Annotated in this window: 12 protein-coding genes; 1 reads left to right on the top strand and 11 read right to left on the bottom strand. The window is 53.9% G+C overall.

Going from position 1 to position 18893, the window contains the following annotated elements:
- Positions 1–169: 169 nt before the first annotated feature.
- From AWJ19_RS04385 to AWJ19_RS04435, 11 genes are all read right to left on the bottom strand, one after another.
- The gene (locus tag AWJ19_RS04385; protein WP_068721861.1) at positions 170–2317 is read right to left on the bottom strand and encodes a class I SAM-dependent methyltransferase; all 2148 of its coding nucleotides are present in this window, start codon (positions 2315–2317) and stop codon (positions 170–172) included.
- A 123-nt stretch (positions 2318–2440) separates the two neighbouring features.
- Positions 2441–4357, bottom strand: a complete 1917-nt coding sequence (locus AWJ19_RS04390; RefSeq protein WP_068721862.1) for a cellulase family glycosylhydrolase — start codon at positions 4355–4357, stop codon at positions 2441–2443.
- 130 nt (positions 4358–4487) lie between these two features.
- Entirely contained in the window at positions 4488–5492 is a 1005-nt protein-coding gene (locus AWJ19_RS04395) for a carbohydrate ABC transporter permease (RefSeq protein WP_068721863.1), read from the bottom strand.
- Positions 5493–5514: 22 nt separating this feature from the next.
- Entirely contained in the window at positions 5515–6414 is a 900-nt protein-coding gene (locus tag AWJ19_RS04400) for a sugar ABC transporter permease (protein ID WP_068721864.1), read from the bottom strand.
- Positions 6411–8990: a DUF5696 domain-containing protein gene (locus AWJ19_RS04405; RefSeq protein WP_068721865.1), complete on the bottom strand. Its 2580-nt coding sequence runs from the start codon at positions 8988–8990 to the stop codon at positions 6411–6413. The genes AWJ19_RS04400 and AWJ19_RS04405 overlap by 4 nt, the downstream gene beginning before the upstream one ends.
- 14 nt (positions 8991–9004) lie before the next feature.
- Positions 9005–9625, bottom strand: a complete 621-nt coding sequence (locus AWJ19_RS04410) for a YIP1 family protein (RefSeq protein ID WP_068721866.1) — start codon at positions 9623–9625, stop codon at positions 9005–9007.
- Complete coding sequence (locus AWJ19_RS04415; RefSeq protein ID WP_068721867.1) at positions 9606–11114, bottom strand: SMP-30/gluconolactonase/LRE family protein; 1509 nt, start codon at positions 11112–11114, stop codon at positions 9606–9608. The genes AWJ19_RS04410 and AWJ19_RS04415 overlap by 20 nt, the downstream gene beginning before the upstream one ends.
- Positions 11115–11126: 12 nt before the next feature.
- Positions 11127–12029 (bottom strand): carbohydrate ABC transporter permease, encoded by a 903-nt coding sequence (locus AWJ19_RS04420; protein ID WP_068721868.1) that lies wholly within the window; start codon positions 12027–12029, stop codon positions 11127–11129.
- Between the two features lie 2 nt (positions 12030–12031).
- Positions 12032–12937 (bottom strand): sugar ABC transporter permease, encoded by a 906-nt coding sequence (locus AWJ19_RS04425; RefSeq protein ID WP_241781598.1) that lies wholly within the window; start codon positions 12935–12937, stop codon positions 12032–12034.
- Positions 12938–12959: 22 nt separating this feature from the next.
- A complete protein-coding gene (locus AWJ19_RS04430) occupies positions 12960–15851 on the bottom strand; it encodes an extracellular solute-binding protein (RefSeq protein WP_082707697.1) in 2892 nt (963 codons plus the stop codon).
- A gap of 205 nt (positions 15852–16056) precedes the next feature.
- Positions 16057–17418 carry an extracellular solute-binding protein gene (locus tag AWJ19_RS04435; protein ID WP_068721870.1) on the bottom strand — a complete coding sequence of 454 codons (1362 nt, stop codon included), beginning with the start codon at positions 17416–17418 and terminating at the stop codon, positions 16057–16059.
- A 453-nt stretch (positions 17419–17871) separates the two neighbouring features.
- On the opposite strand from AWJ19_RS04435, the gene AWJ19_RS04440 reads away from it, so the two are divergent.
- A complete protein-coding gene (locus AWJ19_RS04440) occupies positions 17872–18876 on the top strand; it encodes a LacI family DNA-binding transcriptional regulator (RefSeq protein WP_068721871.1) in 1005 nt (334 codons plus the stop codon).
- The last annotated feature ends 17 nt before the right edge of the window (positions 18877–18893 follow it).

Raw genomic sequence — 18893 nt, forward strand, 5'->3', positions numbered from 1 at the left:
CTATTAATCTTAACGTATTATCCATTTAACTGGTAGACCGTGAGGAGGCGCCTTGTATGGATTGGAGCAGCATAGGCGGGGTGCTGGCAGACCAGTCACTGGACACGCGAAAAAAACCTGAAGCTGCAACAGCGTTATGCCGTTACAGCTTCAAGCCTGTTTCCATCCCCTATCCCGCCGGCTGCCCCTTGCGGATCACAATAAAGCAGGTGCTGTCCGGCAGCGGCACCTCTGTTCCGTCTTCATCCATTACGGCAACCCGGCCGCGCAGCGCCTCGGTGTAGCCCTCCTGCAAATAGTGGCGGAACACCTCAATCTGCGCCTGTCCGCCCAGATGCTCTCGGATAAAGGCTTCGAATTGCGAGGGCGTAAAGTAGCCGAACTGCTCCTGGACTTCATGAACGTAAGCTTCCGCTCCCCAGGTGTACGTATACAAAAACTCCATCGCATCGTTCACCGGCATCTGCACTTCCTGCTCACCGGTAACCTGGAACTTTATCTCACGCCCGGCAAAATCCTCCGCATACCGCTTCAGCCACTCAAGCCCGTTCTCCTCCAGAAAGCGGATTCTGCGCTGCTGCGTTACTGGCTCCGTCATGATCCCGTCACGGATAATAATCACTCCGCCTTGAGCCAGCACCTCAAAAGCACTCGTTAACGCTGCCGCAACCGTCCGGTGGTTAAACTTCCGACCGTCCATCGGGACATAGGAGTACAGCTCATGCAGAATCGACGAAAATATAACCGTATCTACCCTGCCCGGGTCCACATACTCCTTCAGATTCAGCGCATCACCCTGCAGCACCTCCCAGCGCCGCCCTTCCCGCGCCTTCCGCTGCTGCAATGCTTCAATTACATTGCTGGAGATATCAATGCCGACCGGTGTAACTCCGGGCATCCGCTCTTCGATCAGATCCAGCAGCACACCGCCGCCGGGTCCGATATCCAATACAGTGTTGCCGGTAATGTAATCCAGAATAACGGACTTATAATCAGCCGTATCATTCATCTGGCTCAGGTAGCTGTCCTCATTATGGAACCGGTCGAAAGCATCACGCCGCAGCTCAAACAGGTCGAACAGCATCAGCACCGCCCGCTCATACAGCACCGACTTCTCGGCTTCCATACAGAATTCAATCAGCTTCTCGGCAGCAGGCGAGAACTCGAAGTCGAAGAACACTGTATCCGGCAGATGCCCCTGCCGCCGCAGCCTATGCACCAGATGCGGATTGCCCGGTGCAAGCGTGCCCTCTGCAATGTCCTTCCAGCTCAGTCCGGACAGATACTTTTCAATAATCCGCTTCTTATATACATTGATTTTCTTCGTTCCCTTGTAATCGTAATAAATCGAATTCATCACCGCTTCAAAGCTGAGATGACCCAAGCCCCCGCCGTTGCCGCCACTGCTGCCGCGGGCGGCCAACACCAGCACCTTCAGGAATTGCTCCAGCGAGAAGGTCTGCAGCGCGGATTCCGCATACCAGAAAGTAGCCGGCTGCAAGGCTTCGAGCAATTCCACGGGCAGCCCTTCCTGCTCCAGACGGCTCCATTCGGCTGCAAAGTCCTCCCCGCGGAGAATCGGGCCGGACCGCATGCGCCGCAGCCGCTCCTTCATCGGCAGCGGCTCTGCCGGCTCGCAGGAGGCGACAGCTGCGATCAGCTCCATGATCTCTGTGCGCACATCCTGCCACAGCACCGGCGAAACTGCGCCGATGATGCAGTGGTTCAGCGCAAACAGCAGCCGTTCCAGCTCATCTGCGGTCAGCAGCCCTTCCTCGGCAATGGCTGCCAGCGGCTGGTTGACCTCCGGCGGAACCTCGCCGCGGATCTGCTGGCCGAGCAGTCCGTGCGTCTCAATCAGCCGATGCACAATGACGAGCGTTTCCGCATACGGTACACCCGCCGTCCTGAGAGCAGATGCCTGCGGCCTTCCGGTGACATCAAACGTCTCCCCTGCGGTGTGCTGCCAGTATAACTGGGCAGAGCCTATGTTATGGGCGAAGCAGTTGATGCCCTCCTCCTGCCACCTCCGGCGCTGGCGCGAGGTTCCACCCTTGGACGTCTCCGACCAGATCAGCGTCTCCTCGGCCAGCTCCTTAATCCAATAAGACAGCTGCAGGCTGTCCAGCAATCTAAGGCTCCGTTCTACGTAGTCCAGCACAGGATTACGCTGATCCAGCTCCTGCAGCGATTCCACCCGCTCCAGGTTAACGATCGGCATCTCGGCAGACACAATAAGATTAAGCCATGCCGGACCGGCCGAAGGCTGCAGCCGGCCTTCGCGGTAAGCTTCAATGGCTTGCAATGATTTCAGCATGGGAGGCCTCCTATGTAAGATATAAGTTAATACTTACTATACCATAGCCCCGCTTCCGGCCGTTTGAATCAGGCACAGCCTAAGGTCTTCTCCGCACCCGGCACCGGACGCCCGCCTGCCGTGTCACCTGCCGCCCTTCCGTTTTCCTTTTGCACGCCAGTAGATTCCGGCCGCCGCCAGAACCACTAATCCTGTTATGAGCGATATTAGTAACGTCAGCCTGCCGCTTCCCGGCTCTGAACCCGCTTCCTCTCCGGCAGGTGACAGTGCGGGAACGGCTGACTCCTCCGGCTTGGCAGAAAGCTGCGGAGCCTCTGACGGTTGTCCTGCCTCCTGTACTGCCTCCCCTGCAGGTGCATCCCCGGCAGATACTCCAATAATGGAGAAGCCCTCCTTGGTTATAGTATAAGGAACGGTTTCCCCGCTGCGGAAATGCATCCGCAGCTGCATCTCCCCGTCCTTCACCCCGCTCCAGAAGGCATCTGTGAACTTGATTTCACCGGTCTTGTAATCCGGAAAGAAATGACGGATATATTCCTTATACGGGGTCCACTCATCCGGACCGGCATTGCCGCCTGCGGTATAGACTGCTTCCAGCGTAGCGAGGCTGTCCCCGTTGAACAGGACCGGCAGGGAATAGATTCCTTGCGGTCCCTGCGAGCTCCGCAGAACTGGCGTATCATAGTGGATCAGCTTAATGGGCCAGTCAGCTCCGCTACTAAATTTCGCGGTCAATACCGCATTCACCCCGTATTCCTCTGTGAGCAGGCTCTCCAGCAGTTCAGAGGTAAGTATTAACCGCTCTCCCTCAAGTCTATAGTCCGTACCCTCCGCAAGCACCTTGTCACCAACCAGCAGCTCTTTGAAGGTATTGCCGTTCAGGTTCAACTCCAGTGCCGTATCCTGCAGCGGTGAGCCTTTTCTAAGGTAGACCGAATCGCTTTGCGCATTGGAGGAACGCCCCTTCCAGCCCTGCACCATCACCTGATGCAGCTCCTCATCCACCCATTTGAAGGTGCGTCTGTCGAAGTGCTGTCCGTTGTCCCACAGCAGCAGCGGCATTTTTTTCTCCCGGGCATAATAGCTGATGTACTCAAAAAACTTCAGAATCTCGCCATGCTGCACCGTCTCCAGTGATTTATCAAACCCCAGCAGGCCGTATTCGCCGACGATAACCGGAATGCCTTTGGATGTAAAAATGTCGTAGGCCCGGTCGAAGGCCTGAATCAAATCCTGCCTGGCCGTATCATCAAAGGTTGTAGTGCCCCCCGTGTTCACACTGAACGGATAATATCCGTAATAGTGGAACGTTGCAATCAGCCGCTTGTCCTGGAGCTTCGTTATGGTCTTGGACAGCTCCTGCAGCCTGGCCTCAGTCGGTGCAGCAGTCAATGTAGACAGCACAAGCGGACGTTTGCCATTGTTGCCGCCGGAGCTGCGGACGATGCTGTGGAAGGAGACGTTCAGCTCATCCAGCATTGTGAAATATTCAGGCTCATCCTTGCTCCAGTCATCGGAATAGCGCGGCTCGTTGACACTCTCGAACATCAGCGTATCCGGATACGCCTTGAAATGCCCGGCAATCTGTGTCCAGGCGGCATTAAATCTGTTCATCACTTCATCATGCTCTGCCGCCATGTTCATAATCCAGTTGGAATCATGATGGAGGTTGATCATCACATGCAGCTTCGCCTCCAGCGACCAGTCGACGACCTCCTGAATCCGTGCCATGAAGGCCGGATCGATGGCATAGTCCGGGGCATCTCCCATCCGGTGCCTCCAGGTAATTGGAATACGGATCGTTTTATAGCCCTCGGCAGCAAGCTGGTCAATAAAAGCTTTGGTAACAGGCGGGTTTCCCCAGGAGGTCTCCTCCCCGCTGGCTTCAAAGGTGTTGCCCATGTTCCATCCGGGACCGAGGGCTTCCACATAGGCCTGCAGCGGATTCTCGGTTTCCCTGGCCTGAGCAGGCAGAGCTGGCCAAGCCAGGGCAGCCGCCAGCAGCAGGATGATCAGGCTGAACGGATGTCTATTTTTCATTGTACGCACCCTTTCCTGCAAGCAGAAACGGCTACGCCGTCCTAAACAGGACGGTATCCGTTTCTGCGAGTATTTTAAAAAATGCCGGGGGCGGCAATCCAGCCCTCCGGCACTCTTTTTATGAAGCGTGTTATCCGATAATGCCGCTCCGCTCCACACTCTCCACAAAATACCGCTGTACAACCATGTACAGCAGAATCAGCGGAATAATAGCCAGCAGAATGCCGGTGTCGATAATCATCGCTACGTGGTTCGGATCGGCTTTGACCGCAGACCCGCCTCCGCCTGCCCCCAGCATACCCGGAATCAGGGCATTGGCCTGCGCCGCCAGCGAGCTGACCTTGGTAGGCATCAGCGCCAGCTCACTCATAAAGAGTGAAGTAAAGAAGGTATCGTTGTATTGCCATACGAAGCAGAACAAAATGACGGTGATCATCGGCGAGACTGCATTGGGCAGCATGATCCGCAGGAAGGTTTTTACTCCGCCCGCGCCGTCGATCAGGGCAGCTTCTTCAATCTCCTTCGGCATCCCCTTGAAAAACTGGCGGAAGATATAAATGAAGAGGCCGGCCTTCAGCCCGATCGCGGTTGCCGAGGTAATGATGGAAGGCCAATACGTATTAAGCAGGTTAAGCCCGGACTTGCCGGTAATCAGATGAATGATTCCCAGAATGTCGAAGCTTCTGAAATGCAGATACATCGGCACCATCAGCGTGCTGGTCGGCACGAGCAGTGTCAGAATAACCAGGGCGAACAGGATATTGCTTCCCGGAAAGTTAAATCTGGCAAAGCCATAGCCCGCCAGGGCACAGGAGGCCGTGGTCAGCAGGGTCGTCACGACAACGAACAGCAGCGTATTGCCGAGCAGCGGGAAGTAATCCAGGATCTGCATCGCCATTCTGATATTGTCCATCGTGAAATGGACGGGAATCATGTAAATCGTCGGGTTATAAATATCCGCCTTATCCTTGAAGGCAATGGAGAACTTCATCAGCAGCGGATAAATAATGATGAAGGATATCCCTGTAACAAGCGCATAACGGAACACTGCGTACAGGATATCGACTGCCCTGCCTCTCACCTTCTGGATTCTGTAATGCTGGGCTTCTTTACGGACAGCTTGCGGGGACTGCATGCCGTATCCTCCTTTGCATAAATCAGTTGTAATGCACCCGTTTGGACAGCACGTAGCCCACTATGACCAGGATGATGCTGATAATCAGCGTATAGATCCAGGACATCGCCGCGCTCAGCCCGAAGTTCTGGGTGGTGAACGCCGTGGTGAAGATCATTTTCGTTACCGCACTGCCTGAGAAGGAGTCGATGATCGTATAGATTACATTAGTCAGGATCAGCGGGCTCACGAGCGGGAAGGTGATTTTCCAGAAGGATTCATAGGCAGTCGCCCCTTCAATCTTCGCCACCTCATACATCGCTCCGGGAACGGACTGCAGCGCGGCAAGGAAAATCAGAATCTGCACGCCGGAGCTGGTTATAATCTCATAGATCCGCAGAATCGCATCGACAATATAGTCCACGAACGACAGCGGCAGACCGATATCACTCAGAATCATCACCATGGACATGACATTGTACTGGGAGCCTGATTGACCCAATTCATTCACGGCGGTCGCATCACCGACCAGATTGATCAGCCCTGAGGCTTCTGCTGCCGATATGGCATTGGAGGCCAGGATAACCGGCAGGAAAAAGATGGCCCGGGCGACGATTCTCCCCCTGAACTTCTGGTTCAGCAGCGTTGCCGAGAACAGGCTGAAGAACAGGATCATCGGCACATTCAGCACCATATCCCAGACCGATTCGGTCAGGACGCGGTTGAAGGTGGCATCGACAAGCAGAGCATTGTTGAAATTGGCCCAGCCCACGCCCTCCAGCGTGAACCCCGAAGGATCAACGGTTAATTTGCTGAAGCTGAATTGGATGGACCGGAGCAGCGGAGCTGCGAACAGGAATATAAATCCGAGCAGCCACGGCGCTATAAAAGCAATGCCCAGCAAGGAGCGCTTATGCTGCAGGCTCAGCTTGTTTCCGTTCATGACGCTTCACCTTCAATCACATATTGTCCGGCACCGACAGTGGTTCCCTGCACGGAGACATCCTTGCCGGTGTAGTTGACATAGAAAGATATACCGTTGCTGTACTGCACCTCCACAACACCCTCCTGATGGCGTATATGGTTTACGATCTGAGCATGCTGTACCGGGGCAAGCACCTCATTTACTTCCTTGTACATGGAAACCGCCTGCTCATACCAGTCCTGATAGGAGGCTGCATACAGGCTGTCAAAATGCGTGAATTTCAGCTTCGAGGACGGCTCATACGACCAGGAAAAGTAAGGTGCTGACCCCAGCTCGATGGAATGGAGCAGCTGAGTGTGCATATCCTGCTCATCGCTCAGGTTGACCGGTGCCCCCGTATAGCTGATGAAGCCGTGGACTACCATCTGATAAAAGGGAACTGTTTCATCGGTAAGCGCAAAACCGCTGGAGGATACAGGCACATTAATCAGATGATCGGCATAAGGCCAGGCATAGGCATTTCCGCCTGAAACCATGGTCTGGTCCACATCCTGGCTGATTCTGTCCAGCTGCTCCTTCACGATGGCTTTGGCTGTCTCCCGCTGGATCACCCGGCTGGCCCGGAAGTCGGAGCTCAGCACATTGCCGAGATCCCGCAGAGACACGCCTTCCATTCCAAAGCCGGCATACTTATCCATAAAAGAATTCACATAATAGGGCAGTTTGGCTGGTGATAACAGGTAGTAGCCTCCAAGCGTCATATCCATCCGGTTAAGCGCCCGGTTATAAGGATATAGCTGTGCTTCCTCCCTTGTGACAAACCTTGCCGCATCGGAGGAGGGTGTGAATCCGCCGTCATTGTGATAAATCTGCTGGAAGGCTACATCCGGGAACAGCGTTCCGCCGGCCTGTGTCAGCTGGTCCCGCAGCGCGGTCAGCTCCGACCTGCTGCCAAGCACGCTTTCCGTCTTCAGCTTATCCGGCGTGGAGTGATTCACGCCTTTGGCGGACCAGCCGGTATACCGCATCAGCAGCCGGCCGATGCCGTCCTGCTTCAATTGCCCGGCAATCAGCGCAGCCTGCCGGAAGGAGGTCATGGAAATCTCGGAGCGGTAAGGCACGCCGAGCAGCGATTTCTGCTTGTCGACAGCGCCCAGCATATCCAGATAAAATGGAATGCTCTGCTCCTCAGCCAGAGGTGTGAGCGCCTTCTCCGCAACCAGCTTATCCCGGTACAGCTCAGCCATCCCGGAGTAGCTGGCCTTATCCCCGCTCAGGAAGCTGTAGCGTACCTGAATATCGCCCTTGTAGATTTCTTCGCTAAGCAGCTGTATTTCCTGAATGGTCGCTCCCGTGTACAGCTCAAGCTCATCCTCACCGCGCAGGGAATAGCTGCTGTGAATAAAATTGTAGGAATTCTTTTTTCCGCTGATATCAGCGGCGATACTGGCGATCGCATCACCCTTCTCGATGACAGCGAACCATGCGCCATCCCCGGCCTTCATGCCGAAGACCGGCATCCGGGCATTCTGGCTGACCTGCCCGCGCCGGTAGCTGTTGTCATTGGGGTCCGGCCCGTACACCCGCTGCACATACTGCTCTTCCTTCACTTTGCCGTTGTTCAGACGGATCAGGCTGCCGGAGCCGTCAGGAACCAGCATATAGCCGTCCGTCAGCCGGTCCGCAGCGCCGAACATGTTAAGCAGCTCGAGGCTGCGGATCTGATATTGCCCGCTCTCCTTAACCTGGTTCACAGGAACGGTTACGACCAGCGAGCCTTCCTCCAGCCGGTATTCCAGCGGGATGACAAAATTAGGCTTGGAGGATCCCGAGCTTCCGCCGATTCCGTTCTCCGCGTTGTCCTGCGCCAGATCCTCCGCAGAATAGCCCGCCAGTACAAAGGCGGCGGTCATTTTCTTTAGCACCAGGGGCTTTGAGACCTGGGCATCGATCCGCTCCATGATATCCGGGCTGCCCTCCTTGGGATAATAGCGGGTTGCAACATATTTGGCAGTCGACGCATCCAGCTTGGACAGCACCTTCTCCTCCAGCCGGGCCTGGCTGATATATTGTGGCAGCGCATCAATACCTGCCGAGGTGTCCCCGATGGTATAAGTAATCCGCAGCCCGTTCTTCAGACTCTCGGCTGTGAACTGCTTGCTGCTGATGCTCTGGGCAAAGTTGGTGTAGGATTCAAGCGTCCCTACAGCATCACGGAACAGTACGGTCAGCTGTGAGGACAGCAACTCCTTCTCGAAGCCCGAAGCCAGCGTATCCTCATTGCGGCCTTCCGGATTGCTGTACCAGATCTGCCCCGACCGCTTATCCTTCACCGCTATTTCTGTCGTTTCGGCGTTATAGTACAGGGACAGCTCTGCATCGTCCGCTGCCAGGATCATGCCGGGTACTCCGCCGGAGGAATCGGGCAGCGCAGCCAGCTCGCTTCCGGCCTCAAGCTCAGCCGTCACCTCCATATAGGCGGAGGCTTCAACGGCTTCCGCACCGCGGGAGCTGAAGTACAGGACAGCCGCGGCGATGATACAGAGGACTGCGGCACAGGCCAGCACCGCAGCCGGTAATTTTCGTCTTTTCACAGATGCGGCCTCCTTCATGTGCGGAAAATCAATTCACGGTAAATGTTGATAAAGAACTCGATAATCTGCTGGATCATGCTAAGGACAAGGGTTCCGAGGAATACTACGATGCCCATAACCACTACCGTCAGCAGCATTGTGACAACCGTTTTGAGCACAGTGTACTGGTGAACGGTCATAATGCCGACGAACAGCAGTGCAATGAACCAGATGGATGCCACCGACATCATCAGATAGTAGAAGGCCGTTTCTTCCTCCGCCATGAACCGGCTGGCCACTACCATCGGAGTATAAATAATAACAATGGGAACAAGCGCATAGCCTGTAGCCATCATGATTTCTTTGAATTTTCCCTCGCCGTCCATCAGCGTTGTAATGGCCCAGTTGGACAGGCACCACAGGAAAAACGGAAAAACAACGGTAAACAGCTGTGTAATGCTGTTTAAATGGCGCGGGTCATTGTAATTGACCAGAAAGCCTGCGAACTGATTCTTCAGGATCATGGAGATGACCACAAGCAGCAGAATAGTCAGTGTTACCCGCAGCTTTCCTTTGCCCTCATATTTCATATCCCAGAAGCTGTCAAACGGATGCACAATGAGGTGCAGCGGGAATTTAATGAAATCCTGCCTCATGGGCGTTCCCCTCCTTAAGGTTGTGCGGAGTCTGCCTGGAAGCCCGGGAGTCCCGCTTTCTTCTCCAGAAGCCGAAGATACGGTAGGCAATCCATACGGCTGCCAGCAGCATTACCGATGTCAGGAAGGTTCCGAAGTGCTCCTGCATCACTTCTCTGCGGTACCGTTTGAAGGCTACGGAATAACCGTCCCGGTCCATCCCGAGCTTGAAATATTTCATCGCTTCCTTGTTGTTCTTCTCCATCAGCAGCGACTTGCCGATGCCAATATAAGCGATATCATAGTTGGCATTCAGCTTCAGGACTTCCTTCCAGACAGGAACCGCCTGTGCATCCTCACCATTGTAATGATAGCCGACCGCCTCATTCACAATGCTGCCGAACCGGGTCGGCTTGAAGATCACAATATTGCCCTTCCCCCGGTCCAGCACGAGCTGGCTGCCGCCGGCGTACTCGATGGCTGCCGGTATTTTGAACGTCCCGGTCTGGTTGCCCTTGCCGCCGTATACATAGAGAAGGTCGCCTTCATCGTTATAGGTGAACACCTTGCCCTGATTGGCATCAAGCGCACTGTACATGCCGTCCGGAAGCACCTTGATATCGGTAAATTTGGACGGTCCCACCGATATCCGGTAACGGATATCCCCCAGCACATCGAAGTAGCCGAACCGTTTCAGCACATCCTCACCGGAGGGATTAAGCCGCTTGACCGGCTCCTTCGAGCCCGGATCAATATTCGTTGCATACAGGAAGCCTTTGTCATCCACATCAATATTGGAGAATTCCGTGGGAACGAACAGTGCCATTTGCGCCTTCTGCGCCTTGGTGGAGAACATCCGCCAGATGTATTCGGTGTAGTCGCGCTTGACCTTGTTCGTGCCGACATAGCCGATGAACATACCGTTCTCGTCAAACTGCATAATGCCCTCGAAAATGCCCTTGGCAATGACATAGACCCGTTCCGCCTGGTCCACCGTTACCTTTACCGGAATAAACTTGAAATCCGCAGGCAGAATATCCGACTCCGGCTGCTCAATCATCCGCAGCAGCTCCCCGTCCGGGGACAGAACGACGATGCGCCCGTTGTCCGTATCGGCCACAAACAGGTTGCCCTCGTCATTAACGTACAGGCCCGACGGATTCCTGAAGGTCTCTTTCTTCCCGCCGTTGTCAAAGCCGGTGATGACCTTATCGACCTTCCAGCTGCTGTCCAGACAGATAATCCGGGCATTTCCGGTATCCACGATATAGATCAGTCCGCTGTCCGCAACAACCATGTCGGCAGGGTCGAGCAAATCGCCCACCCCGAGATCCTTGCCTGTAAGGGTACGGTCAGGAATGTACGCTGCCGGAGCAGGCACAGCTTCCTCCCAGTAATTGTAGTTATAGCTCTCATATGGCACGGCCTCGGCATGCACCGGCGCGGGAGCCGCATAACTTAGCAGCAGGGATGCCACTGTCCCCGCAAGCAGCCACTTTTTTGCAATCAACTGCCTTCCCCCCTAGTCCTTCATTCCTGATGTAGCCATGGTCTCAATAATCCGGCTCTGCGAAAAAACAAACAGCGTAATCGGCACACTCATCAGGATCAGCGCCACCGCCGCCGCCGCACCGGAACGGGCAATGCCTCCCGCTACTACCTGGCCTGCCGCGAAATGGAGCGACTTCAGCTGTTCGCTGTAGATGAAGCCGTTGCCGTCGCTGCCCCACAGAATCTGAAACAGCAGTATAATCAGGGTCAGCCAGGCCGGCTTGACGTTAGGCATAACGATTGTCCAGAAGATGCGGTATTCGCTGGCACCGTCGATTTTGGCGGCCTCCAGCAGCACATCCGGAATCTGCTCCATGAACTGCTTCATCAGATACAGGCCCAGAGAATAGGCGAATGCCGGTATAATGACGGCCCAGTACGTGTCGATCAGCCCCAGCCAGGACATAATCATATAGTTGGGCATGGCCGTTACGGCCGGCGTGAACATCAGCGACAGGACGACGATGGTGAACAGCACTTTTTTGCCGGGAAAATGATGCTTGGCCAGCGGATAGGCCGCTGCCGAGGCGAAGATGACGTGTCCGATAATGCCGGCGCCTGTAATAAACACCGTGTTGAAAATATACCGCGAGAACGGCACCCACGAGTTGCCGAGCAGGTTAAACAGGTCAACAAAGTTATTCAGCGTGGGATTGCGCACAAACAGGGTCGGCGGGAAAATAAATATCTCATCCAGCGGCTTGAACGCATTGTTAATGGCATAAACCAGCGGCAGAATCATAAAGGCCCCGAAGAGTGTAAGCAGGGCGAATAAGGAAAACGTGCCCCATGGTGAACGGTTCACCCGTTTTTTGGGCATCCGGACCACACGGTTGAGCCGACTCCCGGTATTAACCTGAAAGGGGAGATTCATGATTATTCACCCACCTTTCTAAGGAGCTTTTGGACAATAAGGTTCGAGGCGACCATGATCAGGAACAGTACGGTAGCAATCGCTGACGCATACCCCATTTCAAACCGGGTCGTGCCAAAATCGATCAGATGCGTAACGATCGTCTCCGCCGCATAGTTCACACTCGGGAACCCGGCCAGGGCAATCGAGACATCGGCTACGGCAAAAGCGGTCGTAATCTGGATTACGGCGCCGAACATCAATTGCGGCCGCATTGACGGAAGCGTAATGTACCACAGCTCCTGCCAGCGGTTTTTGATTCCGTCCACAGCTCCGGCCTCATATAAGGTGCCGTCCACCGTCTGCAGCCCGGCAATAAAAGCCAGGAAGCCGGTTCCCAGACTGAGCCACAGCTGCACCAGGATGATAATCGGCATAATGTAGCCTTCCGTCTTCAGCCACTGGATCGGCTCCAGGATGAAGCCGAAGCGCAGCAGCAATCCGTTCATAATGCCGTACCGGTCACCGGAGAAGATCATCAGCCAGATGAAGTAGACGTTCCCCGAAATGGAAGGCGCGTAGAAGACAAGTGTCATTACTGCCCTAAGCTTGGGTGACAGCTCATTGATGATCCACGCGAACACAAAACAGGCAATGTAGCTGATGGGCCCTGTGATCACTGCGAACAGCAGCGTATTTTTGAGGGCGATCAGGAAGACGTCATCCTCCAGGAACAGGCGGGTATAGTTCTGCCAGCCGATAAACTTCGGAAACTCTAACATATTGAAATATGTGAAGCTGAGCACAATCGACACCAGGACAGGCAACACCGTAAATACGGCGAACAGGATCATGTACGGTGCCATTAAAAAATAGGAATGCTTATTGGCTCTTATCTCATGCCATTTCAGGCTCCACCAATTCTGCACGGCTTGCTCCTCCCCCTTGCTGCTATAGACCAAACTCTTTGCGCTTGGTGCTGATCTCATCCTGGATGTATTGAACGTAGTCCATGATGGATTCCCGGGCCTCCACATTGCCGACTACCGTCTTGTAGAAGGCATTAAATAAATGCCTGCCCGTAAAATATCCGCCCGGTACCTCTGGCACACCCTCGGCCCACTCAAACTGGGCTTTCAGATTATCGTAATCGGCAACCGGCCAGGGCAGACTGTCCAGCGCCTTGATGTTGGCGGTCGGATAACGTGCGGCGGCTCCCATCAGGCCTTCCATTTCGCGTCCAAACACGGTCTGCGTCTCCTCACTCGTCCACCACTTCATGAATTCCCAGGAGGCATCCTTGTCTTTCGCCTTCTCCATCATGATGACACCGCTACCGCCGCTGGAGACCGTCCGGTCAATAGTGCCGTCCTCCTTCAAGGTTCCGGGTATCGGTACGAAGCCCCACATCCCCCTGATTTCCGGAGCGAATACGGACAGCTGGTTGTAGACAGTGTAATCCGCTATGCCAAAAGGCATCTCCCCGGTGCGGAACCGGTTCGCAAAATCATATTCGCGCTCCAGCTTGTAGTCGGTGTAAAACTCCGTCCACTGCTTGAACGTTTCAATACCGGTCCGGGAATCGAGATCCGACTCCTCTCCGCCATTACGGTAGAATTGTCCGCCATTCTGGAACAACAGTGCCGCATACATTGAGTTAGGCGGAATATTCTGTCCCTGAACCGCGGACTGGGCGACCACCGGAAGCCCGAACTGCATATGATTTTTGCTGAGCACTGCCAGCAGGGTCGACACATCCTGCCAGGTCTGCGGCACCTCCAGGTGCAGCTCCTCAAGAATATCCTTACGGTAGAACAGCATGTTGAAGGTCTGCGTCTCAGGCAGGGCATAGGCGCCGCCGTCATACCGGAACGGCACCATTGCACTGTCGCGGAAACGGCTCTCCACATCGCTGTAGTCTGCGAACTGTGTCAGATCCGCCGCCGCATTGCGCATGGCGAAGTTAACTGGAAGGTCGGTACCGATCTGCATCGCCACATCCGGCCCTTGCCCGGCCAGTGTAGCCGGCAGCAGTGTGGACATGTTCACCAGCTTCAGATTCACGTTAATGCCGGTTTCCGGCGTAAAGGTCTCGTCGATCATCGCCTTCATCGTGTTGGCCTGATCCCGTCCGCTGCCAATCCAGACCGTAACTGATTTTTGGTCATCCTCATCAGATACGTTACCGATCTGGTTGTAATCCGTGAAGAAGGAGGCCAGGAAGGTTGCCGTTTCATGCTTGATCTTTGAGCCGAGGCCCATCCCCTTCTTCGGAAGCTTCATATCCGGCGAAGCTACATACAGCGCGTCAATCTCCAGCGGCTGCTCTCTGGCCTGCTGAACCCATGTGCCGAGGCCGCCGGTATTTGTCTTGTAGGCGGTAAGCCTTCTCGGGATCGTATCCGGGTCCTCGATCAGCTCGCTGAGCTGCTGCGCCATCGTCTTGAGCAGCGCTTCCTGGTCACTGGACTGTCCCGATAGCTCGACCAGCCTTTTAGCCACGCTTCTCAGCCGGTCATGCTCGGTCCCGAATACCTCAAGCATATCCGGCACCTTCTTATCCAGCTGGTAATCACGGTATTCATCCGGCTTCGTACCGGTAATCATCAGAATTTTGCGGTACATCGAATTGAGGTTGTACAAGCTTTCCTCTACTTCGCGGATCAGCGGAGCGAACTCGCCCAGACTGACCTCAAGCCTCACCAGATGCTTTCCTTTTTCGAGATGGTACAGATAGGGTTCATCTCCGCCCATAACATCCAGACGGTAGCCGCTTTTATAGCGGAAAGGGACCATGGCCATTTCGGCAAACGGCACCGCACCGTCAATGGTCAGCTTGCGGGTGGAATAAATCCCCCTCACAAAATTTTGCTGTGTTTTAAAGGCCATCTTGTATAGCCCGGTCTCAGGAACATCGATTTCCCACTCGATCCATTGCCCCGGTATCCGCCAGTTAAATCCGCCAATGGTGTTGATTCTGATCTTGGAGGCGCTGTACGGGTGAACCGCAGAGCTCGAGCGCTCACTGAGAGGATACAGGGTCGGCGACGATTTCGCTGCCGCTGCCTCTCCCTCAATGACCAGCAGCTGATTATTTGAAGGCTGCGCACCGGCGGCATCCAGCTGCTGCTTCACTTCTTCGTAAGACAGCGGCTCCGGCTGCTTGTACAGCTTCAGCTGTCTGATCACGACCGGCTCTCTGGAAGCTTCCAGCGTCAGCGTATGCACGCCCTTGGCGAAATAAAATAAAAACGGCTCATTCTCATAGCCATCTGAATCCTGAAACGGCTTCTCGCTCCAGCGCGGCAGTTCAATCTGTCTCGGTCTCAGGTCATTGCCCTGATTATCCGTCTCCAGCTGATCCAGCTGGTTCACCCAGATGCGGTCAAACTGCAGAAAAGCGGCTTCCCGGAATGGAAGCTCTCCATCGATGTACAGCGCGCGTTCGATTGCCGAGCTTTTGCCTGCAACCGGATAATACAGCATGGACAGATTGTACAGGCCGGCTTCAGTGACGGTGACCGTCCATTCCACCTTGCCAGACTCACCGGTGAATAAGGACTCTCCGGCCATCCCTTCGTAATCAGACAGCTTGCTGATTCCGCTGCCCTCAGCCAGGCTGTAATCCGCAGCCTCAATGATAATTTCCTGCTCCGGTCTGGCAGCATCCTTATGCCCGGCCAGGTAGGCTGCGTACTTATCCTGGTTAAAGGCTGCTGTTCCTTCTGCAGCGGCTGCATCATCCGGAATTTGTCCGGCTGCGGCTGTCATCTGCGCATTCTTTGTTGCCGGAACTCCCTGATCACTTGCATTTGCCTGTACGTTCAAGCCTGCCGGAAGCATAAGCAACAAGGCTAAAGCGGCAAGCGTTATATTCTTGGCCAGTTGAAAACGGCTTGTTTTACCGGTCACCAGAAGTCCTCCTTACAGCAGAGCCCGCAGTTCCCCTTGTACGGGAAGGCTGGTATGCTGTGGTGAAATCTTACCTGTATGCAGCAGGGGGAGCCCGCAGGCTCCCCCGCCGCAAAAGCGGCCCTGGCCGCTCCTGTTACTTGCCCAGCTTGGCAATGGAAGCCTCTGCTTCCGGTTTATACTTCTCGGCAGTCGCAGTAACCGACTGGTTATCTACGATAATATCCTTCATAAAGCCGTAGGTCGGGAAATCAGGATAAGCGGTTTCCAGCAAAATCTGGCCTGTGTTGTTGATATGGTCATGCAGCATGGCTACATCCTCTTCATGGGCATAGATGCTTTCCAGCCATTCCTGGCTCGGGAAATCGCCGGTCTGGGTAATGTCATACGTTTCCTCGAACGCCTGGTAAACAGCCGATGGATCTTTTACACCTTTAGGAATAAAGAAGGCATTTTTTCCGTTATCCGCATACGTCACCTCAGGAGATCCCGACGGACCGTTAGGGAACGGCACGACACCGAAATCAAAGGTCAGATCGCCCAGATTCCATACCGGAGCCGGGAACATCGCCACATCGCCGTCTTTAAAGGTGTTGAACTCGTCATAGCCGATTTTGTCGGTGCCTTTGACCTTCATGACATTCTCCACATTGTAGAGGCGGTTGATGAATTCAGCGGTTTCAATCACCTTCGGATCGGTCAGGCCTTGGGTGCCTGTGGCTTCGTCAACAATTTTGCCTCCGTTGGCCGCAGAGAAATTGCGGAGGATGTCGATAGCCCAGCCCGAGAACCCGTAGGTGTCGATTTTGCCGTCATTATCGGTATCCTTGGTAGCCTGCTTGGCGATTTCAATGAATTTATCCCAGTTCCATTGCCCGCTCGCGTATACCTCCTGCAGGTCAGGCAGGCCCAGCTTCTTGAACAGGTCCCGGTTGTAATGCAGGCCCGCACCGCCGGTTCCCGGTTCCGCGAAAGCGTAGTATTCATTGGCGATCTGCGGGGCTTTAACCAGCAGAGTAGCCTCATTGTTGATATTGGATTCAGCCGTTGTGAACTCGCTGACCTTCATCAGCTGCCCCTTGAGAATGGCCGGCCATGCCGAGTTGTATTCCATAATCAGGATGTCGGCAAAGGGTTCTCCCGTCAGCGCAGTTGCTGTAAACTTCGGCATAAACTCTTCAAACGGCACATTTACGAATTCAAATTTGCAGTTGTATTTCTTCTCCACCTCGGCAATTTTAGCCAGCCGCTCCTTCTCGGAGGCCGAATTTCCCGCCGGCTTGAGGTCCCACCAGGCAGCTACCTTGATGACACGCCCGCCCATATCTACAGGTGCTGCCGTAGGCTCTGCCGTCGCTTCTGCAACCGCCTCCGTTGCAGCCGGCTCTGCAGTCGGGTTATTTTTTGGACTGTTCGCCGCATTATTCCCGCCGCTGCAGGCTGTAAGCAGAAAAACCAGGCACAGTAATAAAACGGAATACCCCTTTACTCTTTTCATTCGTATAACCTCCCGTAATTTAAATGAAGCGCTTACAGACATGTATAAAAAAATAACAACTTTGCAGAAAACCCGTTCTTTTCGGCATACCACCTTTTCTTTTGTTATTATTTTTGTTTTTATTTTGCATAACAAATATTACCACCCGTTAGGCAAACGGTCAATCCTAATTTGACAGTTTTTTAGATTTAACACGCTTTCATTTTCTAATTTATGTATCAATACCTAATTTAATGAATGATTTAACTTCTTTTTATTAATTGAAAAATAACAAAAATAACATAAAACAAAACAAAAACCACCAAACAAATCGCATCTTCTATTCATCCAAATCTCTTCGTTTTTATTTTTTATCCCAAAAAAAGATGTGTGAGTCCGGCCTTCTTCATGTAGAATTGTTAATACGGCTCCCTTTTGATAAGCTGACCAATCTGACTAGAGTAGGATGATTTTATGCGACGCAAAGTAACGATTCAATCTATAGCGGATTTCACAGGATTGTCCAAATTTGCAGTTTCACGGGCCTTATCGAACAAACCTGGAGTCAGCTCCCAGACCCGGGATACGATACTTAAAGCCGCCGGCCAGCTTGGCTATTTCAAAGACTCTCTGCCGGCAAAGGCTCCTGGCGGACCAGTGGATCTGGATATGCGCAAATGGTCCGGGACCATTGTGATTCTGTTTCCTAACGTCCGCTACCAGAATCCGGAATCCTTATACTGGGGTCCGGTGTTTAACGGTATCTCCTCCAGGCTGGACCAGCGGGGCATCAACGTGGTGACATTAACCGAACCCAAGGGCGACTCCCTTTTCTCCCTGCTGCATCCCGAAGCCATAATGGGTGTGATCACAGTCGGTTCGATTTCAACCCCTATCCTGCTGGAGATCCGCAGTCTCGGAATTCCTGTGATGATGGTGGATCATGCTGATCCCGGCTTCAAGAGTGATTCCATCTTTACGGATAACCTGACTGTCATGAAGGAGCTGATGAGCCTGGCCATCGGCAAAGGATATACCAACTTCCAGTTTATCGGCAACATCCGCGATGCTGAAAGCTTCTACGAACGCTTCCTTGTCTTCCGTGCAGCACTGGAGGATAAAGGGATTGGCCTCAGCCAGATCCCTTCCCTGATCGGACCTGAGATTGACCAGTTCAGGGAGACCTTCGCCGCTGCAGTTACCGAGCATGGCCTGCCTGACATCTTCATATGCGCCAACGACACCTATGCTTTGTTCGCGCTCGAAACCCTGGAATATATGGGCCTGCCTGTTCCTGCCAATCTGGCCTTCACCGGCTTTGATAACACCTATCCTTCACTGCCTCTGCTGGCTACCGTCGATGTCGATAAGGGACTGCTTGGGATGCGGGCTGTCGACCAGATGCTGTGGAGAATCCTTAATCCCGGCACAAGCTTTGAAAAAATCCTTATCCAGGCTGAATTGATCATCAAAGGCTGACACTTGGAGCAGGATTC

The sequence above is a fragment of the Paenibacillus sp. DMB5 genome (assembly GCF_001517085.1).
In the GTDB taxonomy this organism is placed as follows: domain Bacteria; phylum Bacillota; class Bacilli; order Paenibacillales; family Paenibacillaceae; genus Paenibacillus_AQ.

Excerpts from the sequence above, each read along its gene's own strand:
- AWJ19_RS04420 (WP_068721868.1), bottom strand. The coding sequence starts at position 12,029 with ATGAATCTCCCCTTTCAGGTTAATACCGGGAGTCGGCTCAACCGTGTG.
- AWJ19_RS04435 (WP_068721870.1), bottom strand. The coding sequence starts at position 17,418 with ATGAAAAGAGTAAAGGGGTATTCCGTTTTATTACTGTGCCTGGTTTTT.
- AWJ19_RS04395 (WP_068721863.1), bottom strand. The coding sequence starts at position 5,492 with ATGCAGTCCCCGCAAGCTGTCCGTAAAGAAGCCCAGCATTACAGAATC.
- AWJ19_RS04400 (WP_068721864.1), bottom strand. The coding sequence starts at position 6,414 with ATGAACGGAAACAAGCTGAGCCTGCAGCATAAGCGCTCCTTGCTGGGC.
- AWJ19_RS04385 (WP_068721861.1), bottom strand. The coding sequence starts at position 2,317 with ATGCTGAAATCATTGCAAGCCATTGAAGCTTACCGCGAAGGCCGGCTG.
- AWJ19_RS04430 (WP_082707697.1), bottom strand. The coding sequence starts at position 15,851 with ATGCTTCCGGCAGGCTTGAACGTACAGGCAAATGCAAGTGATCAGGGA.
- AWJ19_RS04390 (WP_068721862.1), bottom strand. The coding sequence starts at position 4,357 with ATGAAAAATAGACATCCGTTCAGCCTGATCATCCTGCTGCTGGCGGCT.
- AWJ19_RS04410 (WP_068721866.1), bottom strand. The coding sequence starts at position 9,625 with ATGAGGCAGGATTTCATTAAATTCCCGCTGCACCTCATTGTGCATCCG.
- AWJ19_RS04440 (WP_068721871.1), top strand. The coding sequence starts at position 17,872 with ATGCGACGCAAAGTAACGATTCAATCTATAGCGGATTTCACAGGATTG.